Below are 20987 nucleotides of genomic sequence, written 5' to 3'. Positions count from 1 at the left end.
ATGAAATGATATTGAACTATCCTTATAAATCATTATGTTATCACATAATAAAAACCCATAAGAAATTTTCTTTACGCTTTTATAGGCTTAGAATAAAAACGTTCTGTTATTTAATTGGTAAATTTGCCTGATTTTGGGAATCCTTTTGGAACCATACGCCCAACCCCCGCACGTATTCCCATCCATTCAATGAGATCATCAGCTTGACGGTTAAAGATTCGTTCAGCTGTATCTTGCCAACTTAAACCTTCTGATAAATTAAAAGTTTTAGCATCAACAATACCACCCTCTTTGTAACGTTGTAAACGAACCCCTTTACCACGATTCATTTCTGGTATTTGTTCAATAGAAAAAATAAGCATTTTGCGGTTTTCACCAACCACGGCAACATGATCACCATGAACCGAAGCACAAAGCTTTACCTTGTCAGGAGATTTCACATTCATCACTTGTTTTCCTTTTCGTGTGTTGGCAATCACTTCTGCAGCAGGAACGATAAAGCCATTGCCCTGAGATGAAACCAAAAGCAATTTTTCTTCTGCATGATGCACAAAAGCTGTAAGAACATCATGCTCATCATCCATATCAACTAAAAGACGAATGGGCTCACCCTGTCCTCGTCCTCCAGGCAAACTATTTGCACCAAGTGCGAAAAACTTTCCACCATTACTTATCAGCACAATCTTGTCGGTCGTAAATGCGGGAAATGCCAACTTCAAACTGTCTCCTTCTTTAAAAGAAAGCGCTTTGTAATCGTGCAAATGCCCCTTCAAAGCACGCACCCACCCTTTTTCAGAAATAACAACAGTCACCGGTTCTTTTTCGATCATTGCTTGTTGAATATCATCAAGATCATGTCTTGGTGCTTCTTCAAATGTCGTACGCCTTTTCCCTAAGAGCGTTTCAGGACCAAAAGTGTTGCGAACTTTTTTAATTTCTTCTGAAATTATTTTCCATTGTTTTATAGGAGAGGCTAACAAATTCTGTAGTTTTTCTTTTTCAGCTTTAAGAGTTTCAAATTCCTTACGAATTTCAAATTCTTCAAGCTTCCGTAAAGAACGCAAGCGCATATTAAGGATAGCTTCTGCTTGATTTTCTGTTAATTCAAAACGATTAATCAGCTGCTTTTTCGGTTCATCCTCTTCACGAATAATCTGAATGACCTCATCGAGATTCAAATAGGCAATAAGATACCCATGAAGAATTTCCAATCTGCTATCAATTTGATCAAGCCGATAGCAAGAACGTCGAATAAGCACTTCTTGACGATGTTCAAGCCATTGTTGCAAACTTTCTCGCAGCGAAAGAACATTGGGTCTTTTTCCCAAAGATAAAACATTAAGATTAAGAGGAAACCTTACTTCAAAATCAGTCAATTTAAAAAGGGATTCCATAAGAAGTTCAGGATCAACCGACCGATTTTTAGGAACAAGCACAATGCGGATATCTTCTGCTGATTCATCGTGAATATCCTCAAGCATTGGTAAGCGCCGCGCAAGCAACAATTCCGCAGTTTTTTCAATAAGGCGTGACTTTTGAACTTGATAGGGAATTTCAGTCACAACAATCACATAAGAACCACGGCTACCAGTTTCTTGATGCCAACGTGAACGTAATCGAAAAAAACCCCGTCCTATACGATAAGATTCCTCAATACTCTTTTTAGGTTCAACCAAAATACCACCGGTTGGGAAATCAGGTCCCAGCACAAATTGGTTTAAATCCTCATCACACGTATCAGGGTGTGCAATCAAATGCAACGCCGCGTCACAAAGCTCAGCAACATTATGGGGAGGAATAGATGTTGCCATACCAACAGCAATACCTGAAGAACCATTAGCTAAAAGATTAGGGAAAGCACCTGGAAGAACAACAGGCTCTTCATCTTCTTCATTATAGGTCAAACGAAAATCAATAGCATTTTCATTAATTCCCTCAAGCAACAACGCAGCCACTTCAGTCATGCGTGCTTCAGTATAACGCATAGCCGCAGCATTATCACCATCAATATTACCAAAATTGCCTTGTCCATCAACCAACGGATAACGAACCGAAAAACTTTGAGCCAAACGCACCAAAGCATCATAAATAGAGGCATCTCCATGAGGATGAAATTTTCCCATGACATCACCAACAATCCGCGCACATTTTGCATAAGATTGTCCAGGGTTCAGTTTGAGAAGGCGCATTGCATGAACAATCCGACGATGAACAGGTTTCAATCCATCACGCACATCAGGCAATGCACGATGCGTAATCGTAGAAAGTGCATAAGCCAAATAGCGTTCCTGTAAAGCAGAACGTAGCTCTATTGGCTCAATATGTTCTTTATCAAAAGGTAAATTCATTTTATCAGACATAATATTAGAACAAAAAATTCCCACAATAATAAAAAAATTATTGTGTAGGATTTACTTAATGAAAATTTTTATGAGTCAACTTTTTTATTAAAAGTCAACAACATAAAAATAAACATTATAATTAGAACATGAACAGAAAATTATATCAATTTGAAAAATTTATACATGTTCTTTCCTCTTTTCCTAAACAATATATGAAAATATTTAATAGATTATCGAAGACTTCTTTCAATATCCTCTTTAAGAGGTAAAAAATAAACCAAAAGAAATAGAAAATATTTTCCTTATTAAGGAAAGCGACAAGCATTTTTAAACAAATAAAAATCTCAAAAACAATGCTATTATTACTAAGCAAACTGGAGTTACGATATAACTTTTCGAAACGATATAAAATAAATTTTTATTATTTTTTCAACAACAACAACTTCCCCCAAAACATATTTTGAAAAAAGCACCTTTCAAACATCATCTTTTAGTATAAGGTAAACTGTATAACAACTTCATCCTGTTTTTCTATGAAAAACTTAAAAAATATTCAAAGCTTATAGAGTTCCCCAAGGTTCAGCCCATAGGAAGAAAAAATGCATTATTTTCATAAACGCGAAAAGAGATAATTATCTTTTACAATGTTGTAAGAACTTCAACAAAATATAAATAACATATTGATATATATAACTTAAATAAAAATACCCAGTATTCTAAAGTTTTCTCATTTCCAATTTATTCATGATAAATCAATCACAATCATTTTCCTGCTTATCACAAAGGGAAGAGCGATATCTAAGAAAGGAAAATGACGGCTTACTCTTTATTCAATAAAGATGGCAATGGTTTTTCATAGCACTTATGAGGTTTTAAGTTATATCCTTCATGAGTGAGGGTCATAACACGAGATAGACTACATTGAGAGATATTTTTTATAAACAATGCCTCTGGAAGGATTAATACAATAGTATTCTTCACCTCTCTAAGTTGATAAACAACACATATGCTCTTGAGAGGCATCAAAAACTTCACACTATCGAGAAAGAAACGACAACAATCTATAAATCACTTTATGAACTATTTTTGTGCGTAGGAGCCATGCGGATTCCTAAATCCCGTAATTGTGTAGAAGAAACATCAGACGGGGCATTCATCAAAAGATCAAGAGCCTGTTGATTCATAGGAAATAAAGCAACTTCACGTAAATTTTTAACACCTTGCAACAGCATAATGATACGGTCAATTCCCGCGGCCATACCACCATGGGGTGGAGCCCCATAATGGAATGCACGATAAAGAGCACCAAAACGATCTTTCACAACTTCCTTAGAAAGCCCTACAAGTTCAAAAACTTTAAGCATCATTTCTGGTAAGTGATTACGAATTCCACCCGATGCAATCTCATAACCATTACAAACAAGATCATATTGAAAAGCCTTAAGCGTAAGAGGATCTTGACACTCAAGAGCATTTTCTTCCCCTTGAGGCATGGAAAAAGGATTATGTGCAAAATCAATCTTTTTCTCATCTTCATTCCATTCAAAAAATGGAAAATCAACAATCCACGCTAAAGAAAAACACTCTCTATCGACAAGGTCTAATTCCTCTCCTACGCGAGTACGGGCTGCTCCAGCAAAAGATGCAAATTTTTTTGGATCTCCAGCCACAAAAAAACAAGCATCACCATTTTCAAGTCCAAGTTGTATACGAAGCGCTTCAGTTCGCTGTTCACCAATATTTTTGGCGATAGGCCCTGCTCCTTCAAATTTTTCTTCTTCTTTGCGCCAGAAAATATAACCAAGCCCCGGTTGCCCCTCACCTTGTGCCCATACATTCATACGATCACAAAAAGCACGACTCCCACCCGTTTTAGCCGGAATAGCCCACACTTGTGCATTCTCATCATCCGCTAAAATTTGAGCAAAAACTTTGAAACCAGAGTTATAAAAATGCTGAGAAACATCTTCCATAATGATCGGATTACGCAGATCAGGTTTATCAGAACCGTATTTCTGTATTGCTTCATCATAAGAAATGCGAGGAAAGTTTTGTGTCACAGTTTTTCCATTAGAAAATTCTTCAAAAATAGAACGCATAATGGGTTCCATAGTTGCTAAAACATCTTCCTGCTCAACAAAACTCATTTCAACATCTAATTGATAAAATTCACCAGGAAGACGGTCGGCGCGTGGATCTTCATCTCTAAAACATGGCGCAATTTGAAAATAACGATCAAAGCCTGACATCATCAACAACTGTTTATATTGCTGTGGTGCTTGCGGTAATGCATAAAATTTTCCCTGATGAACACGACTTGGAACCAAAAAATCACGTGCACCTTCCGGCGATGAGGCTGTTAAAAGCGGCGTTGAAAATTCCGTAAAACCATTATTTTGCATAGCCCATCTCATAGCCGCAATAATTTCAGTCCGACGCATGATATTTTTGTGCATAGTCTCCCGACGCAAATCAAGAAAACGATATTTTAATCGAATATCTTCTGGATAATCAGGCTCACCAAAAACCGGTAAAGGAAGCTCTTCAGATTTTGAAAGAATTTCTACCTCTTGTACAAAAATTTCAATCTCACCTGTTGGAAGCGTTGCATTAATAACCTCATCAGAACGAGCACATACCTCCCCATCCACACGAATAACCCATTCAGAACGCACTTTTTCAATAACTTTAAAAGCCGGCGAAGCAGGGTCCGCAACAATTTGTGTGATTCCAAAATGATCACGCAAGTCCACAAAAAGAATTCCTCCATGATCACGAACACGATGAACCCATCCCGAAAGACGAACTTTTGTTCCTACATCACATTTACGAAGAGCCGCGCAATGATGACTGCGATAACGGTGCATGTTTTTTGCCTTTGATTATAATATTCACATGCGCTACAAACGCTTTTTAAGTACCATTTGTCAAGATATGAGAATAAAAACGCGAAAATAAAGTCAATAAAAGACAAATTTAATATATCGAATTATAATAGAATGATGAATCTTATTACACAAACAACAGATCTTGAAATTGCACTGAACGCTTTACGTAACTCTGATTTTGTAACAGTCGATACTGAGTTTATCCGCGAAACAACTTTTTGGCCTCAACTGTGTTTAATCCAACTCGCATCACCAGACGTTACAGTTCTGATTGATCCCATAGCACCAGATATTGATTTACAAGCATTTTTTGATCTTATGATCGATAAAAAAATTGTCAAAGTTTTTCACTCTGCCCGCCAAGATATTGAAACAATTTATTATCTTGGAGGCGTTATTCCTTCCCCTCTCTTCGACACACAAATAGCAGGATCAATTTGCGGATTTGGTGATTCGATCTCCTATGATCAAATTGTACAACACTGCACGGGGCATCATCTTGATAAATCCTCTCGCTTTACAGATTGGAGTTGTCGCCCCTTGTCTGAAAAACAACTGCTCTACGCCCTTGCCGATGTAACCTATTTAAGGGATGTTTACCTCCTCTTGAAAAAAAGGTTAGAAAAAAATCAACGGACTCATTGGATGGATGATGAAGTCACCATCCTCTTAAATCCTAAAACCTATGATATGCCGGAAGATGAAGCATGGAAAAAAGTGAAAGGAAAAGTTAAAAAACCGCGTGAACTTGCGGTATTACAAAAAATAGCTGCTTGGCGTGAACGTGAAGCACGAAAATACAATATGCCACGTCGCCATCTCATGAAAGATGAATGTCTTATAGAAATAGCAATCCAACAACCAAAAGATGAATCTGCGTTAAAACGGTTGCGCAGTCTTAATAAAAATTGGGATAAACGCTCAATTGCGCCATCATTAATCAAAGCTGTCCACGAAGGCTTAGAGGTCGATCTTTCTACTTTACCCCCTATTCCTAAACATAACCCACTCAACGATACAACAGCCGCTGCTATCGATCTACTCAAAGTATTACTAAAACTTGTTGCAAACGAAAACAGTATTGCCCCTAAAATTATTGCAACATCTAATGATTTAGAAAAAATCGCCAATGGAGGAATAAAGAAAAATATCCCCGCTATGAATGGTTGGCGCTATGAAATATTTGGTCAAAAAGCTGAACAACTACTAAAGGGACAGATAGGATTTTACTTTAACGATGGGAAGATAAGCACAAAACAGCTTTAATTTACATTTCTCACATATTCTGAGATTTCCATAAGATCTTCTAAAAAGAAATTTATTTTATGTCAAAATGAGTAGAAAATTAAAAGAGAAAAATTTTGCAACGGCATCTTATTACATCAATTTTATTTGAAATAATGTAAAAGAACCTCTGAGTAAATTTAAAACATTTTCATTTTTAAAAATCCATTACACTACTATATCAATTGGTATGGCTATAGAACAAGGCAAATAGGATAAATAAAGTCTGCGGCTGATAAATTTAAAAAATAGATAGCTTCTTATAAAAGTTTTTTTAAAAAAATCTTATAATGAAAGCGCCTTAGCATAATAGAAAAGCACTGAAAGATGATGTATTATATCACCCTATTATAATAAAAAAATCCTTATCGAAATTGCAATCCAATCATTAAAAATGAACGAGCATAGAAACTAAAACACCTAATCTTTTAAGATCTGAAACGCGAATAAATGAGCAGGAAAAATCAAGAAATTTCAAAAGCAAGAGGTTTCTTTATTATTTTCGATAACTTCTTTAATCGTCCAAGAGGACGTTCTCCCAATAATCCAGCGTAATTTTGGGGGATCTGCAAAACGATATGATCTGTTTTTTTAAGCCACAATAAATGAGGTAAAATCCCTGCAACAGAAGCGCTAAACAGATGAGCAATACGCATGATTTCACCAAGAATACGTGCTTTCTCAATGATATTTGGCGTTGCTAATTGAAAAATGGGAAGAGATTCTTTATCAACCAATACACTTGTATTGCGAAAAAAAACCGCAAGCGCTGCATAAAGGCGCCCCTCATGAGAAATTCCTGGATAAGATCCTAATGCTATCTGATTGGCTGCTTCATTGCCTCGATAATCTGGATGTATACGCCAACCAATATCTGCAAGAAGACAAGCCGCTTGACGATAACGGCATTCATTTTCAGTTTCTGAAATTCCAAAAACGTCAAAGGCATTCGTCGTAAAATCAATAAGCTCTTCTGCTTGTTTGGGAGAACGTGCCCGTAAAACAGCCATTTCTGTGCACGCCGCAATGAGAGGGTCTGAAAGTTGTATCGCCTGCGTCAAGCGTGAATAAAGAAAACCTTCACGAACACCAGCACCAGAAAAAATGATCTTTTCAAACTCCATAGACTGAATGAGTTCAATAAGGACAATTGCCCCATACGATAAAAGTTTCCGACGATTCTGTGAAACCGCCGCAATCCCTCTCATATTATCAATATTGCCGCCTGCTACAAGACGTAAAAATTTCTCCATTTCCATAGCATCAACTTCATAGCCATGCATAACAGGGAGACGATAGTGTTTCATTGCCATATGGAGTTTTGCCAAATTACGCCATGTTCCCCCTACGGCATAAAAATAACGTGCCATACCTTTACGCGTACGCACAACAGAAGATTTATAAAATTGCTCATGTACAATTTTTGCAGCAACAGCACTATCATTATTTGACATATACTGTAGTCGTAAACCACCCAATGGAAGCGTAATCCCTTCACCAACATCAGAATGATCAATATCAATAAGTTCCAGACTTCCACCCCCGAGATCTCCAGAAAGCCCCTTTGGTTGATAAAAAGTAGAAACAACCCCATAGGCGGAATACATTGCTTCTTCACTTCCTGAAAGCAGATATATTTTATTTTGTAAAATCTCTTCAGCATTTTGAATAAACGCGACACCATTTCTTGCATCTCGTGCTGCTGCCGTTGCTAAAGTATAGACCTCATCTGCCCCAATCTGTTGACACAATGTTCGAAATCGTTTGAGCGTTTGCAACGCCATTTTCACCGCTTTTTCTTCTAAAAACCCCGTTTTTGCAACACCATGACCAAGACCACAAAGAATCTTTTCATTAAACAAAACCGTTGGGGAGCGAACAAGCCCTTCATAAATAACCAACCGAACAGAATTTGATCCAATGTCAATAACAGCAACAGGCTTACGCCCTTTTAGCCGACCTTGAGCATCTCTATGTGTCATTGGATTTCAGTCTTTATGTATTTTAGCTTGTTGGCGATGCAACGCAACCAAGCGCGGAATAGAAGATTCAAAAGAATCATTTTTCCCCGCAAAACCTGTATTGACCATAAAATACTCCTGCGCATTAAACGGACTTTCACCTTTCTGCGGTGTGATACGTTTCGATGTTCCATCTTCCAGTATATCAAAGCTTTGTTGATTATCAATGAGATTAGCCAGCATAATTTGTAAAAGAATCTGCCGCCGCACCATTTTATTAAAAATTGGAACCAATATTTCAATACGGTAGTCTAGATTACGAGGCATCATATCAGCAGAGCCTAAATAAACAAGTGCATTTTCGTTAGGCAAATCCTGACCATTTCCAAAACAAAAAATGCGACTATGTTCAAGAAAACGCCCTACGATTGATTTTACACGAATATTATCCGAAATTCCTGGAATACGAGGACGTAAACAACATATCCCCCGCACAACCAAATCAATCTGTACCCCTGCTTGACTAGCACGATATAAAGCATCAATAATTTCAGGATCAACTAATGCATTTACTTTCATCCAAATAGCAGCAAGCTTTCCTTGTTGTGCATGAGCAATTTCTCCTTCAATATGTTGAAGAATACGACCACGTAATGTTAAGGGCGAAAAAGCAATCTTCATTGTTTCGTGTGGACGCTCATATTGCACAATATAATTGAACAATAACACAACATCATGAGCGATATCATCATCCGTGGAAAAAAAAGAAAGATCCGTATAAGTTTTAGCGTTAATGGGATGATAATTTCCTGTTCCAAGATGAACATAAGAACAAAGACGTTTCCCCTCACGTCTTACAACCAAAGACATCTTGGCATGTGTTTTTAAGGTAATAAAACCAAAAATAACTTGAACACCAGCACATTCAAGATCCCGTGCCCAACGAATATTTGCTTCCTCATCAAAACGTGCTTTAAGTTCTACCAAAGCCGTTACAGACTTTCCCCGTTTAGCAGCTTCAATCAAAGCGTTAACAATTGGGCTATCATTTGATGTACGATAAAGTGTTTGTTTAATTTCTACAACATCAGGATCGTGGGCAGCTTGACGTAAAAATTGGACAACAGCATCAAACGTTTCATAAGGGTGATGAATCACAATATCATTTTCACGAATAGCCGCAAAACAATCCCCATTATATTTACGAAGGGATTCCGGAACACGAGGAATATAAGGAATAAATTTGAGATCATTACGGGGAATAGAAACAATTTCTGAGACCATATTAAGTGCCAAAAGCCCATCAAGAACATGAATACAATTATCAGGAACAGCAAGGCAATTCGCTATAAATTGGCGTAAATTCTCTGGCATTTTTGCATCAAATTCAACGCGAATAACCTGCCCACGCCGCCGCCTTTTAAGCGCCTTTTCAAAAAAATGAACAAGATCCTCAGCTTCTTCTTCTACTTCAATATCGCTGTCCCGAATCACTCTAAATGTACCAATTTCATTAATCTCATAGCGAGGAAAGAGATATTTAATAAAAAGGTAAATAACATCTTCAGATGCAATAAAACGAAAATGATGCCCCTCTTCTTGAGGAAGAAGAATAAAACGCCTTAAAAGAATTGAAATGGGTAATAACACTGTACATACGTGTTGCCCCGCCTCTTCAGACAATTGAAACGCAAGATAAAGCCCTAAATTAGGAATAAAAGGAAAAGGATGTGTAAGGTCAACAGGCAAAGGTTTGAGAACAGGAAAAATTGTATCAAGAAAATATTTTTCAAGCCACGATTTTTCAATATCTGAAAGATCATTAGAACAAATAATTTCAATATCATTCTTTTTTAATTCGCCACGTAAAACATTCAATTCCCGTAGTTGATGAGCCTGCAACTGTGAAATCTCAGCGAGCACAACATCAAGTTGTTCTTGTGGAGTATACCCATCTGCACTGCACGCTGTAACATGAGCACGAATTTGAGCCACAAGACCAGCAACACGAACCATAAAAAACTCATCAAGATTTGTTGCTGAAATCGAAAGAAATTGTAACCGTTCTAATAAAGGATGTTTAGAATTAGCCGCTTCCATCAAAACACGATTATTAAATTGTAACCATGAAAACTCTCGATTAATAAACCGCACCGGATTTTTCATTGTTATATCCGATAGAGAAATTTTATCTGCCACCCTCTGTTCCATATACGCTCATTAATCTTCTTTTATATTTTCTAAAATCCTTGACGAAATACCTCACATAACATTCTATAATATGTTATCATCCTCATAATACATCAATGTCTCATTTTTATTATTATGTTTCCATTTAATATTTAAAAATACTTAGAAAAAAGTTTCATATGCAAAGTGCTAAACACATGCCGATCATTCTATATAGCATAATAGAAGAGCATTTTGTCTTAAAAAGCATCTTGCATTATTATAAGCATTATTACAAACTCATGCTTGTAAAATGGAAGAGCCTCATCATAGTGGATGAGACAATTTATTCTGGAGTTTATACACCATGGCTGATCATAACATTCCCCATTTTCAAAATGATCTTGGATATAAAACAATCGAAATTGGTGTGAAAGAATTTATGTGCGTAGGCGCAACACAACCATTCGATCATCCTCATATCTTTATCGATATGGGAGCAGCTGATGAGAAAATCTGCCCTTATTGCTCAACCCTTTATCGTTATGTTCCCTCACTCTCCTACGATCAAACAAATCCAACAGGATGTTTATATCATCCAGAAGAGCGAGTGTAATGCGTTATCGGGCTTTCTACCACTCTTTTAGTTCTGCTTATTTAATATGAAACCATTTGTGGAGCAATCACCCATCATCGTTGGAGGTGGAATTGCGGGTTTAAGCACCGCTTTAGCGCTCGCTCATAAAGGAATTGCAAGCACCATTATCGAAAAATGTAAGCAACTTGAAACGATAGGTGCTGGTATTCAACTCACTCCAAATGCAACATCTATTCTTGCTCACTGGAAACTTCTTAACAAACTCACTGAAGTCGCAATAATCCCAGATTTTCTTGAGTTAAAAGATGGCATATCTTTAAAAACACGTCTACATGCTCATCTTATCAATCTAACAGAAAAATATTGGAAAGCCCCTTATATGACCATTCATCGTGCAGCTTTACAAAAAATTTTATATAATGCAGTGATTGAAAACCCTCTGATTCAATACAAAGCAGGCGAAACAATCATATCTTCTACCCACTCCGCAACCAACATTAAAATAACGACAACAAAAACAGATACAGCAACAAAACAACTTTATTCAACGCCCCTCCTGATCGGATGTGATGGCGTTTGGTCAACATTACGGCAACAATCTCCTTTTTATGAAAAAGCAAGTTTTAGTGGCTTTATTGCTTGGCGTGCAACAACAACATGTGATAATCTTCCTCAAAGCTTTCGTTCTTCATTGCACAATATGAAAACAATCACAGCATGGATGGGACCAAACAATCATCTTGTTGTCTATCCCCTTCAGTCGTCAGAAAAAATTTTTAACTTTGTCGCTATTACGCATGGAGAAAATTCAAGAGAAGGATGGGCACATAAAGGAGATAAAGAAAAACTTAAATCTCTTTTTAAGGATTGGAATTCAAAAATCTTACAAATCTTTGATCATATTGATGAATGGAGATATTGGCCGCTCTTTCACATGAAACAAAATCGTTTTCTAGGCTTAGAGAGACAAGTATTCGTTGGTGATTGTGCACATGCAGCTTTACCTTTTGCAGCGCAAGGTGCCGCTATGGCAATCGAAGATGCTGCCACGTTAGCAGAAGCACTTTCATTGAAAGATCTTTCATTAACCAAAGCTCTTTCACTTTATGAAAAAACACGCACACCCCGTCTTGAAAAAGTAAAAAAACGCACGAATTTCAACAGATTAGCCTATCATGCAACAGGTCCCATAGCAATCGCCCGTAATTTCATGATGAAAATTCGTACACCAGAGAGCATTATGTCAAGCCTCCATTGGCTTTATAGGTATGATGCAATAAATTCAATAAAAAATCGTGATAAAAATTTATAAAATTCTTCCAGTACTTTGAATATTATCAAGAAACGAGATTTTTTGACAAAAGTTCATCGCAGTTTACTCAAATAAAAACAAGATTTTTCGAAATCACTTATCTGATTTTCAAAACGCAACTTTTAACTTTTCCAAAAGCAAAAATCTTCTCCAATAGCTCCTCATCTTTAAACTTTTTTTTAACTCAATTCGACATCGACAACACCCTGAATTAATTTCATAGCATTTGCTACATGTGAATTGACCTTATATCGCTTAGGAAGTGCAATTTCGACTTCTCGCAAGCCACCCTCTTGAATTAAAATAAGTCCGACCTCTCCATTTCCCCCAAGATTTAAATTTTGTTCAATTTGTGGAAGCATATCAACTGTTTTTATAAAAAGACGCATCATTTTATGCTGCTGTAGTGCTTCATTTTCCAAAGACTGAATTGTCTCAATTCGCAAACTAGCCCCTTCAGAGCGATTTTCTGCGCTCACCGTAATAATAAAAGATTTTCCAGGTTCTAGCATTTCCTCATAATCCGAAAGAGCCTCAGAAAAGAGAATAGCCTCATACTGTCCACTTGTATCAGAAAAATGAATAATTCCCATTTTTTTACCAGATTTTGTTTTGCGCACATTTTTTGCCACAACGGTTCCAGCAAGCCGTGCAGCCGTTGCCCCCCCTTTAACGGCATTAGCAAAATGACTCCAAGTCTGAACACGTTTTTTGGCAAGAATAGTTTGATACTCATCCAATGGATGAGCAGAAAAGTAAAAACCTATAGCCTGAAATTCTCGATAAAGTTTCTCAGCCGGCAACCAAGGAGTTGTTTGAGATAAAATCAATGGCTCTTTTAATCCACCTTCCATTCCAAATATATCAAACTGTCCGCTAGAATTGTTATCGAGAATACGAAGTGCCCGCGCATGAAGCGTTCCAAGATTTGCTAATAAAATCTCACGTGCAATATTAAAACAATCAAAAGCGCCAGCACAAACTAAACTTTCCATCGCACGCTTATTAACAATACGAAGATCAACACGTGCACAAAAATCTTCCAGGTCCTTAAAAATCTTATTCCCCCGACAAGCGACGATATGATCGACAACTGTTTCTCCCACCCCTTTAATAGCAGCAAGAGAATAATAAATACAGTTCTCACCAACCTCAAAAACACGATGAGATGTTTGTATAGAAGGTGCAATAACTTCAATACCCAGCCTTAATGCCTCACGCCGAAAATCATTGAGCTTATCGGTATTTGTCATATCATGCGTCATTGAAGCAGCTAAAAACTCAACGGGATAATTAGCTTTCATATAAGCTGTTTGATAAGAAACAATTGCATAAGCAGCAGCGTGTGATTTATTAAAACCATAATCGGCAAATTTTGCTAAAAGATCAAAAATAATATCCGCTTGCTCTTTATCAACACCACCAGCAACGGCTCCATTGACAAAGCGTGTACGTTGTTTTTGCATTTCTGCATGAATTTTTTTCCCCATAGCACGACGTAATAAATCAGCTTCTCCAAGCGAATAACCAGCCAGCACCTGAGCAATCTGCATTACCTGTTCTTGATAGACTATAACACCTTGTGTTTCTTTAATCAGATGATCTATTTTAGGATGAATAGAAGCTATTTCCTCTTCCCCGTGTTTGCGTGCATTATAGGTTGGAATATTCTCCATTGGACCGGGACGATAAAGCGCAACCAGTGCAATAATATCTTCAATACGGTCTGGTTTCATTCCAATCAGCGCCTTGCGCATACCAGAACTTTCCACCTGAAACACGCCAACCGTTTCACCACGTGCCATCATAGCGTAGGTTGCTTCATCATTCAGAGGAATATTTGACAAATCTATTTTGTCCTCTTGTCTAGCAACAAAATCAACGGCCATTTTCAAAACAGTAAGCGTTTTTAATCCAAGAAAATCAAATTTTACCAACCCGGCCTGTTCAACATATTTCATGTTAAATTGTGTAACAGGCATATCAGAACGAGGATCCCGATACATCGGGACAAGCTCCCACAGCGGCCGATCTCCAATAACAATCCCAGCGGCATGCGTTGAAGCGTGACGATAAAGTCCCTCCAACTGAAGGGCTATATCTAATGCGCGTCCAACGACGGGATCTTTTTTCTTTTCCTCTTCAAATTTGACTTCATCTCTAATAGCATCCGCTAATTCTACCTGATTTCCTGGCGTGGCAGGAATTAATTTTGTAAGATAATCCACCTGACGATAAGGAACTTCTAAAACACGCCCTACATCACGCAAAACCGCACGGGCTTGTAACTTACCAAAGGTAATAATTTGAGCAACTTGATCACGTCCATATTTTTTTTGAACATATTGAATAACTTCTTCACGCCGCTCTTGACAAAAGTCGATATCAAAATCTGGCATCGAAACACGATCTGGATTGAGAAAACGTTCAAAAAGAAGAGAAAAACGCAATGGATCAACATCAGTAATCGTCAATGCATAAGCAACAAGTGAACCAGCACCAGATCCCCGCCCTGGACCAACAGGAATATCATGAATCTTCGCCCATTTTATGAAATCTGAAACGATAAGAAAATATCCAGAAAATTGCATACGCGTAATAACTGAAATCTCATAATCAAGCCGCTGCTCATAATCTGCAATCGTATACCCTTCAGCCAATCCAATTGTTTTAAGCCGCATCTTCAAACCAGCTTTAGCTTGATTTAACAATTCACTATCTTCTGCTTCTAAAGTATTTTCTGAATGAGCAGATTGTTCTATAAAACGAGGCAATATCGGTTTTCGAAGAGGCGTGGCAATATGACAACGCAATGCAATTTCAACACTATTTTCTAAAGCTTCTGGAAGATCAGAAAACAATGCAACCATTTCATCTTGTGACTTCAAGTAATGATCTGGCGTCACCCTTTTTCGATCTGGATTAGAGACGATTTGTCCTTCTGAAACAGCCATTAACGCATCATGCGCTTCATACCCTTCTCTCTTCAGAAAAAAGGCTTCATTCGTTGCAACAAGAGGAACTTCATGCACATAAGCCAATTCAATAAGTTCTGCTTCTACCCCACGGTCATAAGAGCCATGCCGTTGTAATTCTACATAAAGACGATCAGAAAAAATTTTTTTTAAATAAATTAAGCGCTCAACAGCGCGTTCTTTTTTTTCTTCTGACAAGGCAAGATTAATAGGTCCTCCCTTTCCACCCGTTAAAGCGATTATGCCTTCACCGTGTTCTGATAACCAATCAGCTTTAATATGAGGAGGATCAGTATCACATTTATCAAGATAAGCACGGCTTACAAGACGAACCAAATGAGCATAACCGGTTTCGCTAGCAGCAAACAGAATAATAGAACAGAAATCAGAAGCATGACGTCCTTTAACCAAACGTGAATGATCATTTTTATCACAAAAATCAATGGCAAGCTGACAACCAATAATGGGTTGAACCCCATGAGAAAGGCAATACTGCGAAAATTCCAAAGCACCAAATAAATTATTGGTATCGGTAATAGCAATCGCTGGTGCCTGATCTGAAATCGCCTGTTGAATAATTTGGGGAATTTTTAAAGCCCCTTCAAGCAAGGAATAAGCTGAATGCACCCTCAAATGAATAAAGCGAGGAAGAGAATTTTTATCCTCTTGCAGTTTATTTTTATCTTTGACCACTCTCACAATTTCCCACTACAAACTAAATGCTAAACAGAACCCCTTAGAGCAAAAATTCCAGGCTAGCATAACCTTAAAACTATAAATTTATCATTCCACATAGGAAAATATCTCAATTTTATTGATCTTTATAAGAGAGTTCCATCAAGAAAAGGCCTCTATTCACAGCAAAAAAATGCCTAATTTGCATTCTCTAGATTGTATTTCTCTTTAAGTACTCATTTTTCTTCCTAAAACACAATGTGTTAATAAAACAATTTCCTCCTTATGACTTTATCCCCAAAAAGCTCTCCATAAAGGTCTAGAAAAAACAAAAAGAGCAGGTTAAATTTCCTCATGCCTCCAAGTCTTCTTACCCCTCTTTTTAATTCTATTCGGACCCTTTCTGGTATTACACCTAAGATCTATAGCTTGCTGACGAAACTTTTAAATATTAATCCTACACAACGTGAAGCAACCCTTATGGATCTTCTTCAATTAATGCCCCATTCCGTTATAGACCGCAGAATGCGCCCCAGCATTGCTTACGCAAAAGAAGGAGAGACTGTTACGCTGGAAATTGTCATCGATCAACATCAACCACCCCCTCGTGGTCATAAGAAAATTCCCTATCGTGTTATTGCCCATGATCAAACAGGAAAAATAAATTTAGTTTTTTTTCATGCACAGCCTCTTTGGCTCAAAAAACAACTCTCTGAGGGAAAAAAAGTCATTGTATCAGGAAAAGTTGAATGGTTTAACGGGCAACTTTCAATGGCGCATCCCGACTATATTATCCCGAGTGAACAATCAAATCAGATTCCTCTCATCGAACCTGTTTATCCTTCTACCGCCGGACTCGCTTCAAAGACGTTAAGACGTGCTATACAAAACGCTCTCGATTTTATTCCTCTCCTCCCAGAATGGATAGATGAAAATATTAAAAAGCAACAAAATTTTTCTTCCTTTTCTGTTGCTTTACGCCGTATCCATGCCCCCATTAACCCCGATGATCTATCCTTAGAAAGTACAGCACGTAAACGTCTTGCCTATGATGAACTGCTCGCTTGTCAATTGGCGCTAGGTCTTGTTCGTTTAAAAACAAAATCTCTTGTTGGGACTCCTCGACCATCAACGGAAACTTATACGAAAAAATTGCTTAATATTCTCCCCTTTCAGCTCACAAAGGGACAGATAAAAGCGGTAGAGGATATCGCCAATGATCTTGCTTCACCAGAACCGATGCTAAGACTGCTCCAAGGCGATGTAGGCGCGGGAAAAACAGTCGTGGCACTAATGGCAATGGCACAAATTGCTGAAAATTCAGGACAATCAGCTTTAATGGCCCCCACAGAAGTGCTTGCTCGGCAACATTTTGCCACCATCACTCCTCTTGCCGAAAAGATAGGCTTACAAACAACGCTTTTAACAGGACGAGAAAAAGGAAAATTGCGGACAAATATTCTGAATGATATTTTATCAGGCCAAGTTTCTATCGTCATTGGGACCCATGCACTCATACAAGACAGTGTTACTTATAACAATCTCGCTTTAACCATTATCGATGAACAACACCGTTTTGGTGTGCACCAACGTATTGCCCTTACAGAAAAAGGCAATAAACCGGATATGCTGGTTATGACCGCCACACCCATTCCCCGCACACTTGTCTTAACAGCTTTTGGTGACATGGATGTATCCAAAATTACAGAAAAACCAATGGGACGACAACCAATTACAACAGCAATGCTTTCTTTGAAACGTATGCATGAGCTTATAGAGCGAATTGCAATTGCACTCGAAAAAGGAGAAAAACTCTATTGGATTTGTCCTTTAGTGGAGGAATCGACAGCTCTTGATCTTACTTCAATTGAAAATCGTTTTGCGTTTCTTCATGAACGCTTTGGAGCTCGCGTTGGGATGATTCATGGCAAAATGTCTACAGCAGAAAAAGAAGCTGCTATGGCATCTTTTAAATGCGGAAATACACGTATTTTAGTTGCAACGACCGTCATTGAAGTCGGCGTGGATATCCCAGACGCTTCAATTATTATCATCGAACATGCAGAACATTTTGGTCTTTCACAATTACACCAATTGCGTGGACGTGTAGGACGAGGTGATAAAAAATCTTCCTGCATTTTGCTCTATAAAGATCCACTCACCAAAACAGCAGCAAAACGCCTAAATATTATCCGTAATACAGAAGACGGTTTTGAAATTGCCGAAGAAGATTGGCGCTTGCGAGGCGAAGGAGAACTTTTGGGCACAAAACAGTCTGGCGTCCCTGAATTTCATATAGCAAATCTTGCTGTTCACAGTGATCTTTTGTCAATAGCAAGAAAGGATGCACGCTTATTTTTACAACGCGATCCTTATCTTTCTTCTGAGCAAGGACAAGCTTTACGGTTGCTTCTTTATCTTTTCGGACACGACGACGCTGCACGCCTCTTACGAGCAGGATAATTCTAGAAAAAATGTTTGATAAAAAATAAAAATACTTCTCCTATGCAAATAGGCTATTCTTTCTTGATATCACCCATAAATGATCTAACGCAATCCCTACTCTATTATGCTTCATGAAAGTATAAACAAACCAACAGTAGCATCCTCTCTCCCAATCTGGATTACGCTTACATTAAAAGAGGAGAAGCATTTTGCGTTCTTGTTACTCTTATATTCACACAACTGATCCATTTTTTGATAGGTAAGAAAATATTTTTATCCTGTCATCAAGGAGTTGGAATGAAAAATCCTGTCTTCGATATTCTCATGCAACAGAGAAAAATAGAAAACTAAACTATCATTATAAATCAATTTGTTACACTTGATTATTTTCGAAAAATTCAGAAATATACAATCTCTTTTTATTCAACAGTGACTGATTTTGCTAAATTACGCGGTTGATCAACATCTGTTCCTAATAAAACAGCCGTATGATAAGCGATTAACTGAATGGGAAGCGCATAAATAATAGGAGTAATAAATTCTGGAACAACGGGCAAAGTAATCGTTGATAAAGTCTTAAGACAAGCTGCTTCTGCGCCTTTTTTATCGGTTATCAAAATAATACGACCATTGCGCGCTCCTACTTCTTGCATATTAGACAAAGTTTTTTCAAACCACCGATCATAAGGAGCCACAACAATAACGGGAATTGTCTCATCCACCAGTGCAATTGGTCCATGCTTCAATTCGCCCGCCGCATAACCTTCAGCATGAATATAAGAAAGCTCTTTCAATTTAAGAGCTCCCTCCAAAGCAATCGGATAAGAAGTTCCACGTCCCAGATAAAGAACACTTTTTGCATTCACCAAATCACGACAAAGAAATTCAATTTTACCTTCTAATTTTAAGACTTCATTTAAAATACGGGGAACTTCTGCCAACTGTTGAACCAATTGCTGTTCCATTTGAACCGTGAGATAACCTCGTTGTTTAGCAGCACTAAGTGCGAGTGAAGCAAGTGTTGCCAATTGACAGGTAAAGGCTTTTGTTGAAGCAACACCAATTTCCGGTCCAGCAAGTGTTGGAAAAATAAAATCAGCCTCTCTTGCCATTGTTGATTGCTCAACATTCACAATTGTTGCTGTTTTTACACCCCGCTCACGACAATAACGCAAAGAAGCCAATGTATCAGCTGTTTCACCAGATTGAGAAACAAACAGGGATAATACATCAGAGGTTATAGGGGGTTCACGATAACGAAACTCAGACGCAACATCATTATCAACGCTCAAAGCGGCATATTTCTCAAACCAATAGCGCGCAACTAAGGTTGAATAATAAGCCGTTCCACAACTCGCAAAAAAGAGACGATGAATATTTTTCCAATCAATCAAATTCTCAAAAGATCGAACGGTATAATTGCCAAGATCAAGATAATGCGCCAAATTATGAGAAATAACTTCAGCTTGTTCAAACATTTCCTTGTGCATAAAATGACGATGATTTCCCTTAGAAATCAATAATACTTCTTCAAGTAAGGTTGTCACAGAACGTTTTACCGGCTGATTGTCTCCATCATAAATTGTGACGCCTTCCCGTGTGAGAACAGCCCAATCCCCATCTTCCAAGTAGCTAATATGATCAACGAATGGGGCCAAAGCAATAGCATCTGACCCCACAAAAAATTCATCTTTTCCGTAACCAATTGCCAACGGTGGACCAGAGCGAGCCGCAATCATAAGGTTATCTTCACCTTCAAAAATAAGAGCAAGTGCAAAAGCCCCCTGCAATCTTTTCCAACTATTACGCATAGCTTCTTGCGGAGAAAGACCACTTTTTAATGCACGCGTTATTAAATGTGCAATAACTTCTGTATCCGTCTCTGTCTCAAAGATATAACCATCTTCGATGAGTTCTTTTTGCAATTCTACAAAATTTTCAATAATACCATTATGCACAACCGCAAGCTTTTCAGTTACATGAGGATGCGCATTGCGCTCAACAGCAACGCCATGTGTCGCCCAACGTGTATGTCCAATCCCTAAATTTCCTTCCAGAGGAGTTTTTTTTAATTTTTCTTCTAAATGAACAAGCTTCCCCTCAGCACGTACACGATAAAGATGCCCATTATAAACTGTTGCCACCCCAGATGAATCATACCCCCTATATTCAAGACGCTTTAATCCTTCAACCAAAGAGGATGTAACACACCTCTTTCCAAGAATTCCAATAATTCCACACATTAAAAAGCTCCAACCCACATATCTTTAAGATTTAAATATCATAAAACAATCTAACAGCCTTTATTTAAAACGATAAATAATAAAATAATTCAAAC

10 protein-coding genes are annotated in these 20987 nt (G+C 37.8%); 4 read left to right on the top strand and 6 right to left on the bottom strand.

Translation table 11 applies throughout. From position 1 onward, the window contains the following. Positions 1-110: 110 nt before the first annotated feature. A complete protein-coding gene (gene parC / locus D1093_RS04070) occupies positions 111-2360 on the bottom strand; it encodes a DNA topoisomerase IV subunit A (protein ID WP_150222270.1) in 2250 nt (749 codons plus the stop codon). A 1055-nt stretch (positions 2361-3415) separates the two neighbouring features. Continuing rightward, entirely contained in the window at positions 3416-5209 is a 1794-nt protein-coding gene (aspS, locus tag D1093_RS04065; protein ID WP_120100833.1) for an aspartate--tRNA ligase, read from the bottom strand. A gap of 132 nt (positions 5210-5341) precedes the next feature. Here aspS and rnd point away from each other — a divergent pair, with 132 nt between their 5' ends. After that, on the top strand, positions 5342-6496 hold the full coding sequence (gene rnd, locus D1093_RS04060) for a ribonuclease D (protein ID WP_120100831.1): 1155 nt from the start codon (positions 5342-5344) through the stop codon (positions 6494-6496). A gap of 482 nt (positions 6497-6978) precedes the next feature. On the opposite strand, the gene ppx is transcribed toward rnd, so the two are convergent. Then, a complete protein-coding gene (ppx, locus tag D1093_RS04055) occupies positions 6979-8496 on the bottom strand; it encodes an exopolyphosphatase (protein WP_120100830.1) in 1518 nt (505 codons plus the stop codon). Positions 8497-8502: 6 nt separating this feature from the next. Beyond that, on the bottom strand, positions 8503-10686 hold the full coding sequence (locus D1093_RS04050) for an RNA degradosome polyphosphate kinase (RefSeq protein ID WP_120100828.1): 2184 nt from the start codon (positions 10684-10686) through the stop codon (positions 8503-8505). A gap of 325 nt (positions 10687-11011) precedes the next feature. Here D1093_RS04050 and D1093_RS04045 point away from each other — a divergent pair, with 325 nt between their 5' ends. Next, the gene (locus tag D1093_RS04045) at positions 11012-11260 is read left to right on the top strand and encodes a zinc-finger domain-containing protein (protein ID WP_120100827.1); all 249 of its coding nucleotides are present in this window, start codon (positions 11012-11014) and stop codon (positions 11258-11260) included. A 46-nt stretch (positions 11261-11306) separates the two neighbouring features. Beyond that, the gene (locus tag D1093_RS04040; protein ID WP_120100825.1) at positions 11307-12554 is read left to right on the top strand and encodes an FAD-binding protein; all 1248 of its coding nucleotides are present in this window, start codon (positions 11307-11309) and stop codon (positions 12552-12554) included. Between the two features lie 179 nt (positions 12555-12733). Here D1093_RS04040 and dnaE read toward each other — a convergent pair whose 3' ends face one another. Beyond that, positions 12734-16222 carry a DNA polymerase III subunit alpha gene (gene dnaE, locus D1093_RS04035; protein ID WP_120102323.1) on the bottom strand — a complete coding sequence of 1163 codons (3489 nt, stop codon included), beginning with the start codon at positions 16220-16222 and terminating at the stop codon, positions 12734-12736. A gap of 336 nt (positions 16223-16558) precedes the next feature. Between dnaE and recG the strand changes: the two genes are divergently transcribed. Then, complete coding sequence (gene recG, locus D1093_RS04030) at positions 16559-18667, top strand: ATP-dependent DNA helicase RecG (RefSeq protein WP_120100824.1); 2109 nt, start codon at positions 16559-16561, stop codon at positions 18665-18667. Positions 18668-19068: 401 nt separating this feature from the next. On the opposite strand, the gene glmS is transcribed toward recG, so the two are convergent. After that, positions 19069-20892, bottom strand: a complete 1824-nt coding sequence (gene glmS, locus D1093_RS04025) for a glutamine--fructose-6-phosphate transaminase (isomerizing) (RefSeq protein WP_120100822.1) — start codon at positions 20890-20892, stop codon at positions 19069-19071. Positions 20893-20987: the final 95 nt, after the last annotated feature.

It is taken from the genome of Bartonella kosoyi (genome assembly GCF_003606325.2).
In the GTDB taxonomy this organism is placed as follows: Bacteria; Pseudomonadota; Alphaproteobacteria; order Rhizobiales; family Rhizobiaceae; genus Bartonella; species Bartonella kosoyi.
The sequence above is the reverse complement of the archived record's forward strand: the minus strand, read 5'-3'. Positions and strand labels throughout refer to the sequence as shown.